Origin of the sequence: Prevotella communis (assembly GCF_022024115.1) — a bacterium.
Lineage (GTDB): Bacteria > Bacteroidota > Bacteroidia > Bacteroidales > Bacteroidaceae > Prevotella > Prevotella communis.
Genome location: NZ_CP091792.1, coordinates 2,135,296 through 2,153,544, shown reverse-complemented (window position 1 = coordinate 2,153,544; position 18,249 = coordinate 2,135,296). Strand labels below are relative to the sequence as shown.

At 50.6% G+C, this 18,249-nt stretch carries 18 protein-coding genes; 15 read left to right on the top strand and 3 right to left on the bottom strand.

Going from position 1 to position 18,249, the window contains the following annotated elements; genetic code table 11:
* Positions 1-3: 3 nt before the first annotated feature.
* The 15 genes from L6468_RS08850 to L6468_RS08780 all read left to right on the top strand — a co-directional run bounded on the left by L6468_RS08850 (position 4) and on the right by L6468_RS08780 (position 16,383).
* Complete coding sequence (locus tag L6468_RS08850) at positions 4-615, top strand: hypothetical protein (RefSeq protein WP_237792986.1); 612 nt, start codon at positions 4-6, stop codon at positions 613-615.
* Between the two features lie 3 nt (positions 616-618).
* Complete coding sequence (locus tag L6468_RS08845; RefSeq protein WP_237792985.1) at positions 619-4,176, top strand: hypothetical protein; 3,558 nt, start codon at positions 619-621, stop codon at positions 4,174-4,176.
* Positions 4,177-4,221: 45 nt separating this feature from the next.
* Positions 4,222-5,469: a hypothetical protein gene (locus L6468_RS08840; RefSeq protein WP_237792984.1), complete on the top strand. Its 1,248-nt coding sequence runs from the start codon at positions 4,222-4,224 to the stop codon at positions 5,467-5,469.
* A gap of 13 nt (positions 5,470-5,482) precedes the next feature.
* Complete coding sequence (locus L6468_RS08835) at positions 5,483-5,713, top strand: hypothetical protein (protein ID WP_237792983.1); 231 nt, start codon at positions 5,483-5,485, stop codon at positions 5,711-5,713.
* On the top strand, positions 5,701-6,795 hold the full coding sequence (locus tag L6468_RS08830; RefSeq protein ID WP_237792982.1) for a hypothetical protein: 1,095 nt from the start codon (positions 5,701-5,703) through the stop codon (positions 6,793-6,795). Before L6468_RS08835 ends, L6468_RS08830 begins: the two co-directional genes overlap by 13 nt.
* 75 nt (positions 6,796-6,870) lie before the next feature.
* A complete protein-coding gene (locus L6468_RS08825; RefSeq protein WP_237792981.1) occupies positions 6,871-7,842 on the top strand; it encodes a DUF1566 domain-containing protein in 972 nt (323 codons plus the stop codon).
* Positions 7,843-7,963: 121 nt separating this feature from the next.
* Complete coding sequence (locus tag L6468_RS08820) at positions 7,964-8,344, top strand: hypothetical protein (protein WP_237792980.1); 381 nt, start codon at positions 7,964-7,966, stop codon at positions 8,342-8,344.
* 370 nt (positions 8,345-8,714) lie between these two features.
* Positions 8,715-8,939 carry a hypothetical protein gene (locus tag L6468_RS08815; RefSeq protein WP_237792979.1) on the top strand — a complete coding sequence of 75 codons (225 nt, stop codon included), beginning with the start codon at positions 8,715-8,717 and terminating at the stop codon, positions 8,937-8,939.
* A 59-nt stretch (positions 8,940-8,998) separates the two neighbouring features.
* Positions 8,999-10,207 carry an RNA-directed DNA polymerase gene (locus L6468_RS08810; protein WP_237792978.1) on the top strand — a complete coding sequence of 403 codons (1,209 nt, stop codon included), beginning with the start codon at positions 8,999-9,001 and terminating at the stop codon, positions 10,205-10,207.
* Between the two features lie 41 nt (positions 10,208-10,248).
* Positions 10,249-10,758 (top strand): DUF4376 domain-containing protein, encoded by a 510-nt coding sequence (locus L6468_RS08805; RefSeq protein ID WP_237792977.1) that lies wholly within the window; start codon positions 10,249-10,251, stop codon positions 10,756-10,758.
* A 140-nt stretch (positions 10,759-10,898) separates the two neighbouring features.
* Positions 10,899-14,183: a dihydrofolate reductase family protein gene (locus L6468_RS08800; RefSeq protein ID WP_237792976.1), complete on the top strand. Its 3,285-nt coding sequence runs from the start codon at positions 10,899-10,901 to the stop codon at positions 14,181-14,183.
* 18 nt (positions 14,184-14,201) lie between these two features.
* On the top strand, positions 14,202-14,651 hold the full coding sequence (locus L6468_RS08795) for a hypothetical protein (protein WP_237792975.1): 450 nt from the start codon (positions 14,202-14,204) through the stop codon (positions 14,649-14,651).
* A 3-nt stretch (positions 14,652-14,654) separates the two neighbouring features.
* Positions 14,655-15,176 carry a phage holin family protein gene (locus tag L6468_RS08790; protein ID WP_237792974.1) on the top strand — a complete coding sequence of 174 codons (522 nt, stop codon included), beginning with the start codon at positions 14,655-14,657 and terminating at the stop codon, positions 15,174-15,176.
* A 12-nt stretch (positions 15,177-15,188) separates the two neighbouring features.
* Positions 15,189-15,878, top strand: coding sequence for a peptidoglycan recognition protein family protein (locus tag L6468_RS08785; RefSeq protein ID WP_237792973.1), 690 nt, complete (start codon positions 15,189-15,191; stop codon positions 15,876-15,878).
* Positions 15,879-15,912: 34 nt separating this feature from the next.
* On the top strand, positions 15,913-16,383 hold the full coding sequence (locus L6468_RS08780) for a hypothetical protein (protein WP_237792972.1): 471 nt from the start codon (positions 15,913-15,915) through the stop codon (positions 16,381-16,383).
* Positions 16,384-16,461: 78 nt separating this feature from the next.
* On the opposite strand, the gene L6468_RS08775 is transcribed toward L6468_RS08780, so the two are convergent.
* From L6468_RS08775 to L6468_RS08765, 3 genes are read right to left on the bottom strand one after another with little or no spacing between them, the layout of a single operon-like run.
* Positions 16,462-16,854, bottom strand: a complete 393-nt coding sequence (locus L6468_RS08775; protein WP_237792971.1) for a hypothetical protein — start codon at positions 16,852-16,854, stop codon at positions 16,462-16,464.
* Positions 16,851-17,678: a radical SAM family protein gene (locus L6468_RS08770; protein WP_237792970.1), complete on the bottom strand. Its 828-nt coding sequence runs from the start codon at positions 17,676-17,678 to the stop codon at positions 16,851-16,853. Before L6468_RS08770 ends, L6468_RS08775 begins: the two co-directional genes overlap by 4 nt.
* A gap of 4 nt (positions 17,679-17,682) precedes the next feature.
* Positions 17,683-18,249, bottom strand: a complete 567-nt coding sequence (locus L6468_RS08765; protein ID WP_237792969.1) for a nucleoside triphosphate pyrophosphohydrolase family protein — start codon at positions 18,247-18,249, stop codon at positions 17,683-17,685.

Below are 18,249 nucleotides of genomic sequence, written 5' to 3'. Positions count from 1 at the left end.
AGGATGAGATACGAGAAGTTTTACATACAGAAGATGCCGACGACGACCGCAGGCGGTCAGAGTGTGGAATACGACTTGAAAGAGACTGTCAGCGCTTTCAGGTGGTGGTGCATGAGTCTTCCTTTCGCCGCAGGTGGTGAGGTGAAGAAGCTGCCTACCAACGAATGGCCAGGCGATGACGGTGTGGAAGAGTATTGCCCGAGCGACGGTCTGCCATTGAGTGCCTACGACATTGAGTTGCAGTTTGGCTTCCGTTGGCGCGGTTCCAATGGCCCTTATGGTATCAATAACCGTATGGGCGAGGCGCAAGCCGCCTTAGATACCTTCCGTGAGTATCTGACAGGTCGTGACGGCACAGGCGTATGGCTGATGTTCTATTCCGAATGGAATGGCATAGGCCGTCAGAAGGTGAGACTGGTAAGTATCTCGAATGAGCCAGAGTATATCAAGACCCAGCAAGGCGAGGTGTTGGTGTGCAAGGTGAAGTTGAAGGTTACCGACCCACGAACGCGCGTATTCCCAGATTGGGTTCATAATAAACTCTCTGCTGAGTCGCGCGCCCCCATACAGGTAGCAGGAGAGAGTGAGAACGGTTCAGAAATAGAGCAACAGTAAACGATGGCAAGAGAGTGGAATATATACGATAAGACTGGTACGACGGTCAAGGCCGTTGTTCGTAAGTTGGAGTATAACGGTCAGTATATGGCAGACCGTTACCTCTCTGTCACTGTTCAGTCGCCATACCCTGTGAACTTCGAGATAGGTGATATTATCGTCTATCGCGGTGACACCTTTGTCTTGAACTATATCCCTGCCGTGAAGCGTCAGGCAAGGAGTGGAGCCACTGGCACAGCCATTGTCTATGACAGCATCAAGTTCAAGAGCACCAACGGCGAGTTGGAAGACTGTCAGTTTACCGACTACGTGCAGGATGACAACCTCATTCACTACACAGGTCTGAGCGTCTTCGACTTCTACGTGTCGAAGGTTCAGGACTTCGGTAATCGTGTTCAGGCCTGCTTGGATAACAAGTACGGCAAGAACGTATGGAAGGTTCAGTATGGTCAGGATGCCAGCATCAAGAAAGACCAGAACTTCTCTGTCAGTGCCGGAACGAGCGTGTGGAACGCGATGGCTCAGTTCAACAATATCTTCAAGGTCAACTTCACCATCCGTAACAGGATTATCACCCTTGGCGCTCGTCAGACGACCGCCGACCATACCTTCATCTATGGCAAGGGTCACGGCTTGAAGATGCTGACGCAGACGGTGAACACTGAGCAGAAGATTGTGACGAAGTTGCGCGCCTACGGTTCTGAGCGTAATATCCCCTATCGCTTCTATAATGAGTACTATAAGCGCAAGCATCCTGAACTGTTTGACCCAGAACTGCATCCTGAAATGTTCAAGCAGGGCAGGAGCATACTGGAGAGCAAGTATATGCCTAAGCTGATGCTTCCTTACTCTGCCTGGAGCACACATCCTTGGGATGCTTATATCACCAGTGAAAGCAGCGACATCTACGGCGAGAAGGACGGTGAGAAGTTCTTTGACGGCAGCGATGAAGAGTGGGAAGAGATTTATCCTTCGCTGGTAGGCATGAACGCCTCACAGTTGCAGGGTCTCGACGGCTTCTATGGCACGGTGAGCTATGGCAACAGCGGTGCCTTGGATAGAGTCGTGGAAGGTTCCACCATTCAGGATAATGGTGTCAGCGAGGACGGCACTTACGAAGACGGCTCTCATGATACCGACGGCGTGGCCATGACCACCTCGTTCAAAATCACTATTCCCAATGTAGGCTTCAATATCTGGGACCAGCGCATCAATGGCGAGACACCGTATATCGAAATGACCAGTGGCATGTGTATGAGCGACCACGGCAAGTTCGAGATACTGAGTGTGAAGCAGAAAGACCCTCAGTGGGTCAGCGCAGGCTATGAGCTGACGTTACAGCGTGTCTATGACAACGCTATCAATATGTACTACCCGAACCGCACCTTCCAAGTGCTGGCTGGCGACTACTTCATTCTGAGTGGTATCTCGATGCCCGACGTGTATGTAGAAGCCGCCGAGCAACGTCTTCTGGCCGCTGCCCAGCAATGGTTGAGTGAGAACGACCACGAGAAGTACACCTACCAACCAGAGATAGACAATATCTTCATGGCTGAGCATCCCGATTTGAGCGACAGTCTGACTGAGGGCATGAAGCTGATGTTCTCTGATACTGAACTTGGCATACAGGAAGCCGCAGTCACTATCAGTCAGTTGGTCATCAAGGAAGGAGAAGGAGGCGACAATGACTATTGCATCCCTCAGTATGAGATACAGCTCAATGATGATGTCGAGGCTACGCTAATGGAGAAGGTCGAAGTGAAGATTCACGAAGCCAATGCCGACTTCACAGCCAGTTTCGAGAGTATCGCCCGCCAGTTGAAAGACAAGCTGAGTAAGGTTGTCGATGATGTGGCGCAGGGTAAGATTACCTTCGCGCAAGGTCTGTTGTCACAGGCCATTGCTGAGTTCGGTACCTACGCTCGAAACGTGGCAGGTGTCGATGATAACGGTGCTGCCATCCTTACTAACGGCCTCGGTGACTTCATGAACTTGAAGGTCATTCAGAAGGTTCTTGGTAACTTGACTATTGAACAGCGCATGACCGCCACCGACATCATCTTCACCAGCATCTTGAAGAGTCTTGGCGGTTCTCCAGACATGAACGGCACAGGCATCTACATGGATGCCGAGACAGGCGTTATCGCCACCGACGGCTTGGACGTGCGCGGTTGGATGCGTGTTGCCAAACTTATCTACAACATGATCCAAGTGATGGAGCAAGACTACCTCTTCAGTGGTGGTGGCGATATCGAGGATGTTGTGGATAATGGCGACGGTACCTACACGTTGAAGATTCACAAGGAGAAAGAGGGCAGACACACCAGCTTTGGTGAGTATGACATCCTCTACGGCAAGGTTGATGACCTACAGGAGAGCGGTGGCAGTTATATGTACTACACCTCATGGATGCGTGTCGTTGAAGGCGGTGTGACGCTGAATGACGGCATGGAGCCAGACGAGGTGACGGTGCAGCTGTGGGAGGACAATATGGTTCCTGGAAATCAGAACTTCGCTCCACAGCCGATGATGACCGTTGCCAAGCGCGGTAATACTACCGACCCCGACAGACAGGGCCTGTGGGAGCTGAGCACCACCGACAAGCGCATCACCTACTACTGGAATGTTGACCAGCCAAAGTTAAGAGCCGACAACTATGCTCTGTGTCTTGGTATCTTGCCGACGATTCTTGACGATGCCGGTATTCTTCCCAGCACTCGCGACAAGAAGATGCCGAGTCTGTATGTGAACACCATCTTCTACGAGCATCAGCACCACATCTACTACCCCTGTGCCGTGGTGAAGGTTGATCGAGGAATCTGGAACGATTCTCCTACTGCCACCTACAACGGTGTAGGCGGTGAGTACGAGCATGACGGAACGCTGAGTGATGCCAACCTCACCATTGAGGTGACAGCAGGCAGGATGACCGAGAAGCAGGCCAATGAGTTGAAGCATGTGCGCACTTGGGAAGGAACGTATGTTCAGGGTGACACCATCAGCGACCCCTATCACTTCGAGAGTTTCAGCAAGGCCATGTGGCTGACTGAGCGCCTTTCTCCTGCCAATGCGTCGTTGAGCGACTTGGACTTGTGGAAGAAGATGTTGAAGGAGTGGAAGGACGACCTCGAAACCAGTAGGGTGTATAACTACGGCATCCTGTGGGAGTGTCTTGAAGACGAGACCGATGAAGAGCCAGCCTTCGACTGCGACGATTGGACTCCCATCAGCGGCAATGTCGTGAAGATAGACTTGCAGTTGAGCCTTGGCGACTTCATGGATATTGGCGAAGAGAACGAGCTGACTTGCACCGTGTACTACGGTGAGGAAGACGTGACCGACAAGGTTGATGACTGGACTATAGAGCGTGACAGCGGTGATGCTGCAGAAGATGCTGTTTGGAACGCCACCCAGCGCGCCCAGGCTTTCGACGGCACCTTTACCATTCGCTACACCAACAATGCCTCTACTAATGACCTTGGCGACGAGGTGCCTACCATCTTCATCATCAAGGCGAAGAAGAACAACACCGTCATTGCGCAGGCGCAGGTGGAGGTATAGACCCGTAGCTGAGAGAGAACGAAAAACTATTAATAGTTACGAGATATGAAGACAGAAAAAAGAAGACTGAGAAGAACCTTTTCGCCGCTGACTGTGGCGACTTCCATGATTTGCCATACTGGCAGCAGCAGCCCGTTCACGCAGGTCTATGACGCAGAGACGCAGAGCTACGAGCCAGACCGTGGCGGCACGTCGAGCGGTGTTGGTAGCCCCTGTATGGTTCGCCCCATAATTGAGCTGAATGCCGATGATGGCAGTATGGTCAATGCCAGAGGCAACCAGTTCCTTGCCAACATGAAGTGGTATGTGAACGGCGTTGACATCACCACCATTCAGGCATGGACTGACTGCTACGCTATCAGGAACACCAATGACTCGCTGAAAGGTACGTTGACGGTGTATAAGAATATCCCTGTCGGTGAGCGTTGTGAGCTGACCTTCGAGGGTGTCATCAACGACCCACGTACCAACCTAAACATTCCTGTTACCGCAGGTCCTATCGTTCTTAGAACTACTGACAAGAGCAAAGACCAGTGGAGCCTTAGTATCTGTGTTGACCCAGCCTTGGAGTACGACCCCATTAGAGACCAACTGCACCTGTATCACTACATGGTAGCCCACGGTCAGATAGTCCATACCGATGCTGCCGAAGAAGCTGCCGACGATGATACCAGCTACAGACAGGCTATTCCCATTGAGGTTCGTCGAGGCACTACGTTGCAGAATAGCGGCTACACCTTGGAGTTGTATCGCGTGAACGCCAGCACTGGCGCTCTGACGCAGATCAGTACGTCGGACCTGAACGAGGTTATCTCTATGTCGCTGACACAGCTAAATATCGACCTTCGCCTGATAGAGAAGGAAGAGTATGTGCTTATCGCCAAGCACGGCACTACCGAGGTGGCAAGACAGTCGTTTGGCATGAAGCGTCACAACGGTGACTATCAGCTCACCCCTGTCAATGCTGCAGGTGTCGCTCCTTCCGACGTGAACCGTATTGACGTTCTGCAAGGCCGTTATGAAGGTAATGTCCTCGACCATCCCGCTTGTGCCATCAAGATTCTATGGAAGACGCAGGCCGTAGGCAGTAACACCGTCAACACGCAGAACGAGGGCGAGACCACCGAGTACAATCTTGGTCAGGCAGGCCTTGGTCTGGACTACACTACCGCTGAGATTGACCAGTGGGTAGAGAGTGAGGTAAAGGGTAAGCATCTTATCGCCAAGGAGAGTGCTTCTGATGGTGGTAAGGTCTATTGTGACGAGAACAATGTGCCATTCATCTTTAACTAAGGAGAATAGGGCTATGAGATATACGTTGATAGACAAGACGCGCGCCGTGGCCGCTGAGTTCAAACTTGACGGCCATAAGGTGACAGCAGACAATAAGGTGCTGCTGAATGAGAAAGAAGTGATGCAGAACCAGCTTTTGAATGGCAGTATGGAAGACCGCTGCACGTATCTTGGCGGTTATCCTGAGTCGCTGGAAAGCATCAGGTTGAAAACCTCTAATAATGAGATTATATGGGAGCAATGAATTTTTCTGCGCAGGGAAGCATAACCGTGCGACGCCTGCGAACAGGTGATGTTATCAACCTGTCGATGAACACCAACGGCATTGCCTTGTGGCAGGGCTACGACCCAACAGGTCTTGGCAGCGTGAGTCCCAACTGGAACACCGCCGCCAACCAGCCCACCCGTACCCCTGTGATGCGTAGTGCCAAGGGTAAGACCGTTGTGATGGATGATGCGAAGTGGTACTACAATGACTCGCTTATCGCTTGGGGCAGTACGACCTACGAGGCCGACAGCAAGACCTATTATGTGAGCAGCAATCATAATGGTGCTTTTGCCTGGATTCCAACTACTGGTGAAATCCGTATCATCAAGAACCTTGCTTCGGCCACGAACACTTGGAATGACGAGTTGCGCTTTGAGTGTAAGGCCGTCGTAGACAATGTAGGCTATGACATGAGCCAAGTGCTGACGATTGAGATTGTGAAGGGTGGCTCTTCGAGCTACTACGCTACGCTGGTTGCCGACAGTCAGCTGTTGACTCTTGATTCGCCGAGCACCACCGTTCGCGGTGAGTTGCATTTGGGTGCCGCCGACGTTCAGAATTTCTGGATCAAGGTGCTGAACAACGAGAGCGGCTTCATTGGTAATGCCGTGAAGGCCACCAGTCACTCGCCGTTCTATCAGGCCACGAAGAGTATCACTCGTGCCGACATCAGCGGCATGGCCATGCTGACCGCCTACTTCTATCTTGAAGACCCCGGCGTTAATACCAATGCCCAGCCAGTGGCCAAAGCCTCTGTGAAGCTGACCGACGCAGGCGACCAGTTTGACGTTCAGTTGCGTATCACCAGTGCCAACACCGAGGTCAGCGACGGCAATCCTGTTACCGTTCAGGCCTACGTGGTGAAGATGAGTGACAACAGCGAGTATTCGCTGACCGGCAAGAATCCTACGTGGAGTCTGAAAGTGATGAACGTGCAGAACTGGACTGCCCTTGCCAGCAGCAGTACCGACACAATCACTGTAAGCACGACACATACCGACCGTAACGGTGAGATGTATGATGTCGAGGTGACTGCCGATGTTGCTTGGACTGAGTAGCTGTGAGTCCCTGCGTAGAACGCAGGGCACAGTTGCCTCTTTGAATAATCATTATTTATTTAACACATTAGAATTATGCCAGAAATGAAGAATTTGGGTGAGGCTCCTGCCGCCAGCGGCTCCCTTACCAGTAATGACAAGATTTTGGTTGAAGTTGGTGGAAGCATCCGGCGTATGAGCGTTCAGGCTATCACTGCCGCTATTGCCGACGGTGCGCGCCTTGGCATGGGCTATGGCGTTTGCTCTACCGCTGCTGCCACAGCAGCTAAGACCGTTAGCATCAGCAATTTCGTGTTGCTGAAAAATGCTATCGTAAGCGTGTTCTTCAACTTAGACGTTAGCGTTGACGGTGCTACGCTGAATGTCAGCAGCACAGGCGCAAAGCCTATCTTCCTGCATGGTGCCGCCCTGGAAGCAGGTGTCATCACCAGTGGAACCGTTGCCATGATGCAGTATGACGGTACGAACTGGAATATCATCAGTCGAGAGAAGTTGGCCAACGATTTCGAGGATATGGTTGATATGGGCCTGCCCAGCGGTTTGAAGTGGGCGCGTTGTAACATCGGTGCAGCCACTCCAGAAGGCTACGGCCTGTATTTCTCTTGGGGCAATCCAGAAGGTCATGCAGAAGGAAGCGGCTACGACTTCTCTCAGGCCGTGTATGACACCACACCTGCCGCCTCTATTAGCGCCAACCTGTCGCTGAGTCAGGACATGGCTCGTGCTAACCTTGGTCAGCCTTGGCGTTTGCCTACTGCTTCTGAGTTCCAGGAGTTGTATGACAACTGTACCTGCGTATGGACTACGATGAATGGTGTCGCTGGTCGGCTTTTTACCTCGAATGTGAATGGTAACACGCTGTTCTTTCCTGCGGCTGGCCTCTACGATGGTGCGTCGCTCTACGATCGCGGATCGTACGGCCTCTACTGGTCGTCCACGTACTACTCTGCCACGAATGCGCGCCTCTTGCTCTTCTATAGTTCGAATGTCCTTCCTCAGAACTACAGCTATCGGCGCCTCGGCTTCTCTGTGCGGGCTGTTCAGTAGAATTTGCCTACACTCGTTTTCTTTGGCCATGCCGATTACCGCCGACCCACAAGGGCGGCGCGGCATGGTCAGAGGAAACGACTACAAAAATAATTATTCACTCATTAAACGAAGATGATTTATGAAACTGGTTGCAGCGATTGAATATGAAAAGATGCGCAGCGACGAAGAGAGCAAGAACAAGATTCTGCTTAACAAAGACGGTAGCTTCTATCATGTCTATGACTGGAGTGCGTGGCTTGTCTGCACCGTCTGTTGCGTTGGTGAGGGCGCTCCCACACCGAAGGTACAGCGATACACTGGCAAGGATAAGGAGTATGTGATGTACGGCTTTCCTTTGCAGTCGTTGAGTAAGTACATACCTTCGTACAAGAGCGTTCAGACGATTGAAGGTGATGACCTGATTGTGGAGGTTGAACTTCCCGAAGCCGATGCTTCGAGTGATGTGGCTGACATGGAAGCTGCTTACGCTGCTTGGCGCGAGTCGTTGCCTGTTGCATAGCCTAAGAAGGCCAAAGGTCAGAAAGATATTACGAATGGCAATAGCCAGAGTGCGAACCTTGGACGTTCAGGACTGTTTCACATTGCGTCACAGATTCTGTCGTACCCTGTTGAGGCGAGCACCCCTGCTCAGAATATCGAGTTTATCAGTAGGATGAAACAACAGATAGCGGCATTGCTATAACCCTGAGAAAGCGGGGCCTCACGCTATGAAACGAGGTGCGTTCTTTTACAAGGCTGTTCAGATTTAGGCAAATTCATAGGTTGTCCGTCCTGCTGGTTGCCATAACATGGCAACATACTAAACGGTGGGAAAAATAAGGTACGGAGGATGGCTTTGCAACTGCAATTCTTTCCTTCTGTCATAATAGGTGACAACTGGCCATTGGGGATTCTTTCCTGCGGCTGGCAACTACGATGGTACGTCGCTCAACAATCGCGGATCGAACGGCAACTACTGGTCGTCCACGTACAACTCTGCCACGAATGCGCGCAACTTGAACTTCAATAGTTCGAATGTCAATCCTCAGAACAACAACAATCGGCGCAACGGCTTCTCTGTGCGGGCTGTTCAGCATTTACCGACATCTGAATAACGACGCTGGGAAACCACGTCGCAAACTGAAAATATTGAAATAGAAAACGAAAGGATATTATGGCATATAGACTGACAAGAAAGGCTTTGATACTTGACTTACACGTCGCCTTTGCATGTGCGAAGAAGGGTAAGACGAGTAAGGCATACGTGCGCACTTTCGAGAGAGACCTTGACAAGAATCTCGAAGCGCTTGCCGACGCATTGCTGAGTCATCAGTATGTGCCAGAACCCTCTTCGTGTTTTATCATAGAACGCCCCAAGAAGCGTGAGGTCTTCGCTGCTCAGTTCCGTGACAGAATTGTGCATCATCTTTACTATAACTATACCAACAGACTGTTTGAGCGCACCTTCATTCAGGACACCTACAGTTGTATTCCTGGCCGTGGCACACACTACGGCATTGAGCGCATGAAGCAGCATATCAGACAAGAGAGCCGGAACTGGCAAGAGAAGTGCTATGTGATGAAACTCGACATCAGGGGCTACTTTATGCATATCAACAGAAAGAAGCTGCTGGCTATTGCCATTGAGACATTGGATAAGATGGCGTTAAGACCCTGCGACAAAATCGCAGGGCACACTGAACGGTGGCAGGATGTCATTGATATGGACTTCATCAAGTGGCTTACCAGTCAGATTATCATGCTTGACCCAAAGACCCATTGCAGGATCGTGGGCGACAAGAGCGATTGGGATGGTCTTGACAAGAACAAGAGCCTGTTCTGGACTGCAGAAGGTTGTGGACTGCCTATCGGCAATCTGACGAGTCAGCTGTTCTCAAATGTGTATATGAATGCCTTTGACCAGTTCATGAAGCGCGTGTTGAAGTGCAGACACTATGGCCGCTATGTCGATGATGCCTACGTTGTGAGTCGTGATAAGGCATGGCTGCTGAGTATTGTTCCTGAGATAGAGAAGTTCCTGAAAGAAGAACTTGGACTTGACTTGCACAGAGGCAAGCTGATTCTTGCCGATGTAAAATACGGTGTGGAGTTCCTTGGTGCCTTTGTGAAGCCTTGGAGAACGTACATCAGTAACGACACCCTTCACAGGACGCTTACCAGTCTGAACAATCTCGATATGAGCGATACCGAGAAGGTGTGGAGAAGCATTAACTCCTTCCTTGGCATGATGGTTCATTATGACAGTTACAAGATACGCTGTGCCACCTTCCTGAGAGAAGATGTTCTTCGGGCTGGTGGCTTTGATACGACGATGACGAAATTCTACAAGATAGAAAGAGGCTGTATCGCTGATGCAGCATAGAGAGACAGAAACAGATTGTTTTACTTTTTAGGATAACGATTATGAACAGAGTTTATGGACTTTTGACAGACTTCGCTCCTGTTAGACAGGATGAGAGTCGCCACATCGTCAGCTACGGTCTGACGAAAGTTGACAAGAATCACTATGAGTGGTTTGAGGTTTATCTGTACAAGAAGCAGGTTCCAAACCTTGGCTTCGACACAGTGAAGAAGACCGTTCTCGGTGACATCAACGCGAGAACCGACGAGAAGATTGTGAGCGGTTTTGTATGGACTCCAGAGGGTGCCGAGGCAGGTATCAATGTCTGGCTGAGTGAAGAGAAACAGCATAACTTCTCTGAGGCCCAGAGGGTGGCTGTGATGACCGAGGGCGCAAGCCTTCCTGTGAAGTTCAAGATGGGTGAGGATGCCGAGGGCAACCCTGTGTATCACACCTTCACGAGCGTAGCCGAGTTGAACGGCTTCTATCTGGCCGCAGTGGCATACGTTCAGCAGTGTCTTGATGACGGCTGGGCAGAGAAAGATGCCATTGACTGGAGTATCTATGAGTAAGGACGTGACGGCGGGGTTCTGTCCCCGCCGCTTACTTCCTTCGGAGAACCGAAGGACATGGTGGCGAAAACACCACCAAAATGCACGAGACAGCGGCAGACCGCTGCAAACGGAAATGAACGAAAAAGGAATATTGAGATATGACAACAATGAGAGCGCAGGGTCATATACCCATCAGACGACAGCGTAAGGACGGTGTCAGTGGTGACGGTTACGAGCGTATGTACAAATCGCTCAGTACCAGTACCTATACCGGTAGTGACCCTAACACCAGCCTTTACGGATGGTCATCGACACCGACGGCCATTGACAGCTCGAAGCGTTACCGTTACATGACTGAGCGCCGCTTCCAGAACGGCGTGTGGGGATCATGGTCGCCACCTGTCATTGACAGTTATCTGTCGGAAGACGGTAGGAGCATCAGCATTAAAGGCGAAGCCAAGGGCGTTATCGCCTGGGGCGGTTCGTTGCCATCATCGCCAAGCGAGGGTGACACCTACTTGCATAATAACAATTCGGCCGATGATATTGATGTCTATGAGAGCGGTACGTGGGAAGGTTACACGAAAGCCATTGGTGACGGCTATCTGGTAGACGGCTATCTTTGGATGAAGGTTGCAGACGAAGCCACCGCCTCACAGGTGAGGTGGCAGAACATGGGAAAGATTCAAGGTCCGAAAGGTGATGACGGCAAGGATAGTATCAACATCAACATTGATACCGTTGCTGGCAGTTTAACTTGCAACTCCAGCGGCAATACCACCAGTGAGCAGTATGTCGAGGCCAACATCAAGTTAGAGAAGGGCGGCACTGCTCAGACCATCAAGAGTAGTGGCGGTATTGTATGTTACATTGACAGTCTATCCTATCAACTTGGCCCTGACTATGCCAGCGAAAGCTCGCCAACACCTGCCCAGATGTGGAAGGTCACCATTACAGGCTTAGGCACCACGTCGGCCAAGGTGAAAATCTACTGCAAGAACGGTACCAATCTCTCTTCGCCTCAAAAGATATTCATTGACGTGAAATCTACCATTGATGGTACCGACGTTACGAGGACAACGAGTATCACCATCAGCGGTAACACGAAGGGTAATGATGCAGACCCTCAGTATGAGATACGCTCTACGTCGGACAGTATCACCGTTGCTGCAGACAATACTGCTGCCACCCTGAACGCCACCGTTGACTTCTATAAGAAAGAAGTAGGCAGCAATCCAGTAGCCTTTGAGTGTCATTGGGCGCTTTACAGACGCTTGGGTAACAGTTATACGCGAATCAGCTTTAGCGGTTCGAAGGTTGCAACGAAGCAGTTTGCCGACATCAGTACGACGGTGAACGGCACGTTGTATGATGCCTTTGTGGTATTTATCAATAGTAATTCGCTCGGCAGTAGCAGTTTTGCAAGTGCCGCTCCTACGACCTATCTTGCCAAGAAGGAGATACTGATTAAGAAGAACGGCAACACTGGCGGTACTGGCCCTGGCGGTGAGGTCTATTCCATTATGTCAACGATGGGAAGTATTACCGTTGACAGCAACACCAATACTGCTACATTCAGCGGCAGTTTGACGTTCTGGAAGAAGGTAGGCAGTGCCGCCAAGACAGCCTATAGTTGTCATTGCAGTCTGTTCAGAAAGAAGGGCAGCAGCTATATCTATCTTACAAGACTCAGCAGCAAGGCTACTGGCTGGAGCAGTCTCAGCAGGAGCATCAATGCTGGAACCTACGACGCTCTGGTCATCTGTATTTATGACAGTGCCACGACAGCACACAGCGACTATCTTGCCGAACTGGAGATACCTGTTTACAAGCACGGTGACACTGGTCCTACCTATTACCCCTGCGGTATCTATGACAACGAGCAGACCTATACGAAGAGCGGTACGCGTACTCCACTTGTGTTTGTCGATGATCCAAATATGGCCACATGGAACGAGTACGCTCAGGCTTATGGTGAGTACTGGTATCTGGTGAAGGACACCAACGTTGTGAACAATGTTCACTATGCGCCGAGCGACGAGAACGACTATTGGGCGCGCGCCGAGAACTATGGCGTTGTAATGGTAGGCGCACAGTTCGCTCGTTTCGCCAAGAATGGCGCTGGCGTGATGGCCGGTGACTACTACTATTCAGCCAATGGACGTATCAATGGCGTTGAGCGAGTCGATGGCGAAGGTGCCGACGGCAATGCCGTTAGCGCCAGCAACCCGCCTGCCTACACGCGGTTCATGGGTGACCCCACCATTCAGAACGGCTACTTCAATAGGACGAATATCCAAGGGCCAATTTCTAACGACAAAGCGCAGTTGGCTACTATCTATGTTCTGAGAGGTGTGACTCTGAATGTTCGCATTACAGGTACTACCTATTACGACGGTACCAACAACAAGTATGGCTACTTCAATATCTATAAGGGCAGTACTGCTATGTGCAGTTCAGTTTGGATTTACAGATTAAGAAGGACGGTCACGCTGACGTTTACTGCCGCTCAGTCAGGAGAATATACCATTGTGTATTATGGTCAGGATGCCTCTACCAAAGCCTCGTTCATGGCCAACTGGGAGTTGACAGGCCATTTCTATCCGAACTGGTGGGTGAACCTGAAAGAAGGTAAGATGCATGGCGCGAAGGATAAGTTCATTCTTGACGGTGATGGTGACATCAAAGTTGATGGCGCGCTGATGAGTCATAATGTGAAACTCGTGACTACACCGAGCCATTATGTAACCTACCCGGAACATGCTGCCTACGAAAGCAACTACTGGAGTACGGAAGGTATGGTCAAGATGTACGAGGCCAAGAGCAACGGCTATCCCGTTCGTATCTATGAAGGTGAATCTCCTGCCGTCTATTATGGCTTGCGTAACTGCAGGCTGCTGTTCGACCAAGTGTATATCGGTTGTGCGCTTGGTGGCACCAAGAAAGTATGGGTCTTCTTGCCGCCGCCCCATCTGTTTGTCGGTCAGCGCATCGAGATTACAAATATGGCCAGCAATATACCTTCCGACCATTCTTGGAGTGGTGTGTTTGTCACATTGGACTATATGGACTACTCGCGCACCGACTATTCAGAAGGTATCTGCCTTACTGGTCAGGAAGCCTACTTCGAGGATGATGGCGAGGGCGAGCATGACGATGACGGCGAGAACGGTATGCCCTATATCTGTAACGTGCCGGAGCGTGGCGGCGCAGGTCCTATCCATGCCGCAGGTATCTGGACTGGTGAGACCATTCAATCATCAGGCGCCTCCGTGTTCACTTCCAACTTGGAGAACGAGTTAGACATCAGCGACTATGAGTGGATAGAGCTGACAGCCGTAGAAGGTCCGTTCTGGAAGTACAAAGATACGCAGTATTGGGAAGACACCATCAAGTATAATGCTTACTGGATGCTTACCAAGTGGAAGAAGAGAGAAGAATAATAATAAAACGATACGACTATGAAGGATTTTTTGAACTGGCTTGACGTGAACATGCCTAACAGCATTTCACAGATGGTGTTTCTGCTGAAAGACAGGAACAAGTGGATTTTTGCAGCCGTGATGGTCGGCATTGGGCTGTTGCTGATGCCGTTTCTGTTGGAGCGCGCAAGTGAAAATACTGAGTTCTTTGCCTTTCTGTCGATGGCAGGTGTGATTGGCGTAGGTGTCAATCCCCTGCTGTCGAAAGATGAGGGCAAAACCGCCATACACGGTGATGCCCTACATTATGTGTGCGCCGCCTTGTGCGGTGTTTGTTCTCAGCTGCTCGTTGCCCTCAACAGGCCGTGGTGGCTTTCTCTGTGGGCGCTCTACGTGGTTTACACCCTCTTGGAGCGAAAGGCCGACAAGAATATGTTTGTGGCCGAAGTGATATGTATTCTGACAACTTTGTTCTTTTGTTTTTTATAGACTATGAGAGAGATTTTTGAAGGCCTCGGTGTGATGTATATACTGAGTGTCGTTGCGATGATTGCTGTCATCTTTGCTATGGCGGTAGATTTTGTAAGTGGCTGGCGCAAGGCAAAGATGCGCGGTGACGAGCATACCAGCTATGCTGCCAGCCGAACGCTGACGAAGTTCCTGATTTACGAAGGAATCCTGATTATCGGTGTCTGCATAGACACGATGATTCACTTCGCATGGGACATGTTTATGGAAGGTTCGTACTATGTTCCTTTGATGACTATTGGCTGGGGTATTATTCTGTGTGTTGTCGAGGCGTGGAGTGTTAAGGAGAAAGCCGACAAGAAAGCACGTAAGCGCATGGACGAAGCATCTGCCGCCTTAGCTAAGGTTCTTGACAAGGAAACAGTGCTGGAGCTACTACGAGCACAGATGAAAGACAGAGACTCCGTGCTTGAAGAAAAGAAAGAGCGTAAGGGCAAGGGCGGCAAGGCCGCTACTCGCACTATCCTCGACAAAGATGACAATTAACCAGACAGAACTATGACGATATTGAAGATTGGTTCAAGAGGTGAGACCGTGAAGCAGGTGCAGAAAGCGTTGCACCTGCTTCCTGACGGTATCTTTGGTAAGTTGACAGAAGAAGCCGTCAAGGACTTCCAGAGAGAGAATCACCTGACAATAGACGGAAAGGTTGGTCCTGCCACCATGGCGAAGCTCATGGTTACTGTGACACAGCAACATGCAGTACCGAAGAAGAGCAAGCGCCGTATAGACGAGATTATCGTCCATTGCACGGCTACGCCCGAAGGACAGGACTGCACGATTCCTCAGATACGTGCCTCGCACAAGAAGCGTGGCTTTTCCGATATCGGTTATCACTATGTGGTGTTCCGAGACGGCAGCATCCATGAGGGCAGGGACGTGAACATTGTAGGTGCCCATTGCAAGAACCATAATGCGCACTCCATCGGTGTGAGTTATGTAGGTGGCTTGGAGAACAAGCCAGGCGTTGCCTACGAGAAGTTGAAAGCCAAGGACACGAGGACTGGCGACCAGAAAGCATCGTTGAAGGCTCTGTTGAAGAACCTGCGTGTTCTCTATCCGAATGCTAAGATCATTGGGCACAGAGACACGTCGCCCGACCTGAACGGTGACGGAATGATTGAGCCTAACGAATGGATTAAGGCGTGTCCGAGTTTTGATGCGAAGTCTGAGTATTCACATATTTAGAGGTTGCGATAATATCGCAACATACAGAATAGTTATGAAGAGAATGATTTTTGTGTGGCTTATAGGGCTGATAGGTCTTATGGGCTTGGTGGGTTGCAAGACCCAGTATGTGCCGGTAGAGACGGTGCATAAGGAGTATCACAACCACACCGATTCGGTGAAGCAGATAGACTCCATCTTTCACGAGAAAGAGACTATCATCCGAGAACTGGACTCTGCTGCTATGGCTGAGTATGGTATCAGGCTGGAAGGTATGCAGAAGGCTTGGCTCGTTCAGACGAAAGAACTGGAACGACGGCTGAAAGAGCTGCAGGAGCAGAAGACAGATACCGTGGTAAAGGTTGACAGCGTTCAGGTGATTGTTCCTGTAGAGAAAGAGCTGACCAAATGGCAAAGTTTCTGCTGTGACTACGGGAAGATGATGCTTGGAGGAACGGTTATAGGGATTTTGCTCGTTATCTTGCTTGTAGTGGCGAAGATAAAGGGCTGGAAGTGGCCGTTCTGACCCTTCGGAAAACCGAAGGGCACGGTGGCTGAAAAAAAAAAGAGGGCCAAGGCGTAATGAACCTTGACCCTCGCTTTATTATGGAAACAACACAGGTTGTTGTGGCGCGTAACGCGCTATGCGTTGGCGCTGTATGGACTGACGCACCTGACGGATGGCCTCTTCGCGCCCGAGCAGGGAGTCTTCGTATTCACGAAGTTCCTGTTCGGTAGATGCTATATAGTAGCCGTTGGATGTAGCAATTAGGCACGGCACGATGTCGTGTGTGCGGATGTGATTGATAATCTTACGCACCCTGGCACCCGTGAGCGACAGGTGAAGGTTGTTTCTGAGACCATTCACGATGTCGCTATTCGTGACCGCTTTCTCCTTGCCTACCTTTGTCATCAGACCACGCACGATAGGAGGGAGCAGTTTATTCTCTTCATATTCGGTGAGCGGTTCGGTCTGTTCTTCAAATCCCTGTATCATGGCGCAAAGAGATTATAGTCCTTCGGTACTGAGATAGCATTGACGATGGGATGCTGAATGCGCTTACAGAACGAGTCTTTGATGTAGAACTTCACATGATGATTGTCGTGAAGCGTTGCCAGCTTTCCCAAGAACCAGAGTAAGAGATTGTCGCTGTAGTAGTCGCGCTTCACGCCAGACATGAGGCCCACTTTGTATAGGTCGCAATAGTCGAGCGTGTGCATGATGACATCGAGGCTGCTTTCAAGGTCGATGATAGGCTCTATGGAAGCCCACGTTCGGAAACCATGATTATGCAGGTGTTTCATGGCCAGTTGCCGCTCTACGTTTGGCGATGCGTTAGGTTCCATATCGTCGCGTCCAGTGAGCGTGAAGCCGAAAGCAATCATGCTTCTCTTATCACTTTCTGTCGGGAGCCACGACATGAATTTATCGTCTTCGATGAAGTCAGCGTTCTTGGTTAGTAAGACTACGGGAATGGAGCGACGCTGAGCCATTAGAATCGTGACCAGCGTGAGGTGACGCTCTTCTGGAATGAGCGGGTCAGAGGTGAAGGAAAGAAAGATACCCACCTTTTGCAGATAGACTTGGTGAGCATCCATTTCCATGCCGAGGCGCGTGACAGCATCGTCTTCATCCTTGAAGCACTTCTTTAGTTTCACTTCGGTACCGCCGAGCTGTTTTGACGGTGCGCCACGTTTGAGGTAGCAGTATTGGCAGTCGTGCGGACAGCCAGTGTAGAAATTGCAGCCAACGGCAGCATACTCTCTGGCGGCTCCCTTTGGTGTGTAGAGCGCCTTTCCGTTGATGACAGGTTCGTTCATAATCTTAATACTTTTTGCCGTGAAGTTTTGGACGAAGAGCGTTATAGCGCATCTTCTGTTCGATATGCCATGAGAGATTGACGTTAAGAAGCGTGGCGAAGTCGATGACGTAGGCAAGCGCGCAGTTTGCCTTTTGTTCTCCATCGTCGCCGATGATGTCACCACATAGGATAGTGCAGAGGTAGTAGGCTTTCTCAGTGAAAGACTTGCCAAACTGAGTGATGTCGTGACCCCACTCAGGTTCATAGTGTTCGTCGAGCGTCCACTTACGATAGCCAGCGAGGTCGAAGATACGGATGGCGATGTCGCCCAGTTCGTCCTCTACAGAGTTTTTGATGCAGTCCTCGAAGCAGGTCATAAAGTAAGATGGATGCGTTTCAGGATTGATGTCACGCATAGCCTTTTTGAAGTCGGTGATGTCGGCATGGCGGTTCTTACGGTCAGCCTCTACCAGTTCTGAGACCTCGGTGATAATGAGCATGAATAAATGCTCGTTGGGTAGCGGCTTGTCGTGGAAGCCGTGAGCGCAGGCTATCTGGTAAGCCTGTTGAGTGAGTTGTTGTACGTTCAT

What these genes read in the sequence shown, in the direction of transcription:
- L6468_RS08810 (WP_237792978.1), top strand. Translation starts at nt 8,999, where the DNA reads ATGGCATATAGACTGACAAGAAAGGCTTTGATACTTGACTTACACGTC.
- L6468_RS08790 (WP_237792974.1), top strand. Translation starts at nt 14,655, where the DNA reads ATGAGAGAGATTTTTGAAGGCCTCGGTGTGATGTATATACTGAGTGTC.
- L6468_RS08820 (WP_237792980.1), top strand. Translation starts at nt 7,964, where the DNA reads ATGAAACTGGTTGCAGCGATTGAATATGAAAAGATGCGCAGCGACGAA.
- L6468_RS08775 (WP_237792971.1), bottom strand. Translation starts at nt 16,854, where the DNA reads ATGATACAGGGATTTGAAGAACAGACCGAACCGCTCACCGAATATGAA.
- L6468_RS08830 (WP_237792982.1), top strand. Translation starts at nt 5,701, where the DNA reads ATGGGAGCAATGAATTTTTCTGCGCAGGGAAGCATAACCGTGCGACGC.
- L6468_RS08770 (WP_237792970.1), bottom strand. Translation starts at nt 17,678, where the DNA reads ATGAACGAACCTGTCATCAACGGAAAGGCGCTCTACACACCAAAGGGA.
- L6468_RS08845 (WP_237792985.1), top strand. Translation starts at nt 619, where the DNA reads ATGGCAAGAGAGTGGAATATATACGATAAGACTGGTACGACGGTCAAG.
- L6468_RS08850 (WP_237792986.1), top strand. Translation starts at nt 4, where the DNA reads ATGAGATACGAGAAGTTTTACATACAGAAGATGCCGACGACGACCGCA.
- L6468_RS08785 (WP_237792973.1), top strand. Translation starts at nt 15,189, where the DNA reads ATGACGATATTGAAGATTGGTTCAAGAGGTGAGACCGTGAAGCAGGTG.
- L6468_RS08795 (WP_237792975.1), top strand. Translation starts at nt 14,202, where the DNA reads ATGAAGGATTTTTTGAACTGGCTTGACGTGAACATGCCTAACAGCATT.
- L6468_RS08765 (WP_237792969.1), bottom strand. Translation starts at nt 18,249, where the DNA reads ATGAACGTACAACAACTCACTCAACAGGCTTACCAGATAGCCTGCGCT.
- L6468_RS08825 (WP_237792981.1), top strand. Translation starts at nt 6,871, where the DNA reads ATGCCAGAAATGAAGAATTTGGGTGAGGCTCCTGCCGCCAGCGGCTCC.
- L6468_RS08805 (WP_237792977.1), top strand. Translation starts at nt 10,249, where the DNA reads ATGAACAGAGTTTATGGACTTTTGACAGACTTCGCTCCTGTTAGACAG.
- L6468_RS08780 (WP_237792972.1), top strand. Translation starts at nt 15,913, where the DNA reads ATGAAGAGAATGATTTTTGTGTGGCTTATAGGGCTGATAGGTCTTATG.
- L6468_RS08835 (WP_237792983.1), top strand. Translation starts at nt 5,483, where the DNA reads ATGAGATATACGTTGATAGACAAGACGCGCGCCGTGGCCGCTGAGTTC.
- L6468_RS08800 (WP_237792976.1), top strand. Translation starts at nt 10,899, where the DNA reads ATGACAACAATGAGAGCGCAGGGTCATATACCCATCAGACGACAGCGT.
- L6468_RS08840 (WP_237792984.1), top strand. Translation starts at nt 4,222, where the DNA reads ATGAAGACAGAAAAAAGAAGACTGAGAAGAACCTTTTCGCCGCTGACT.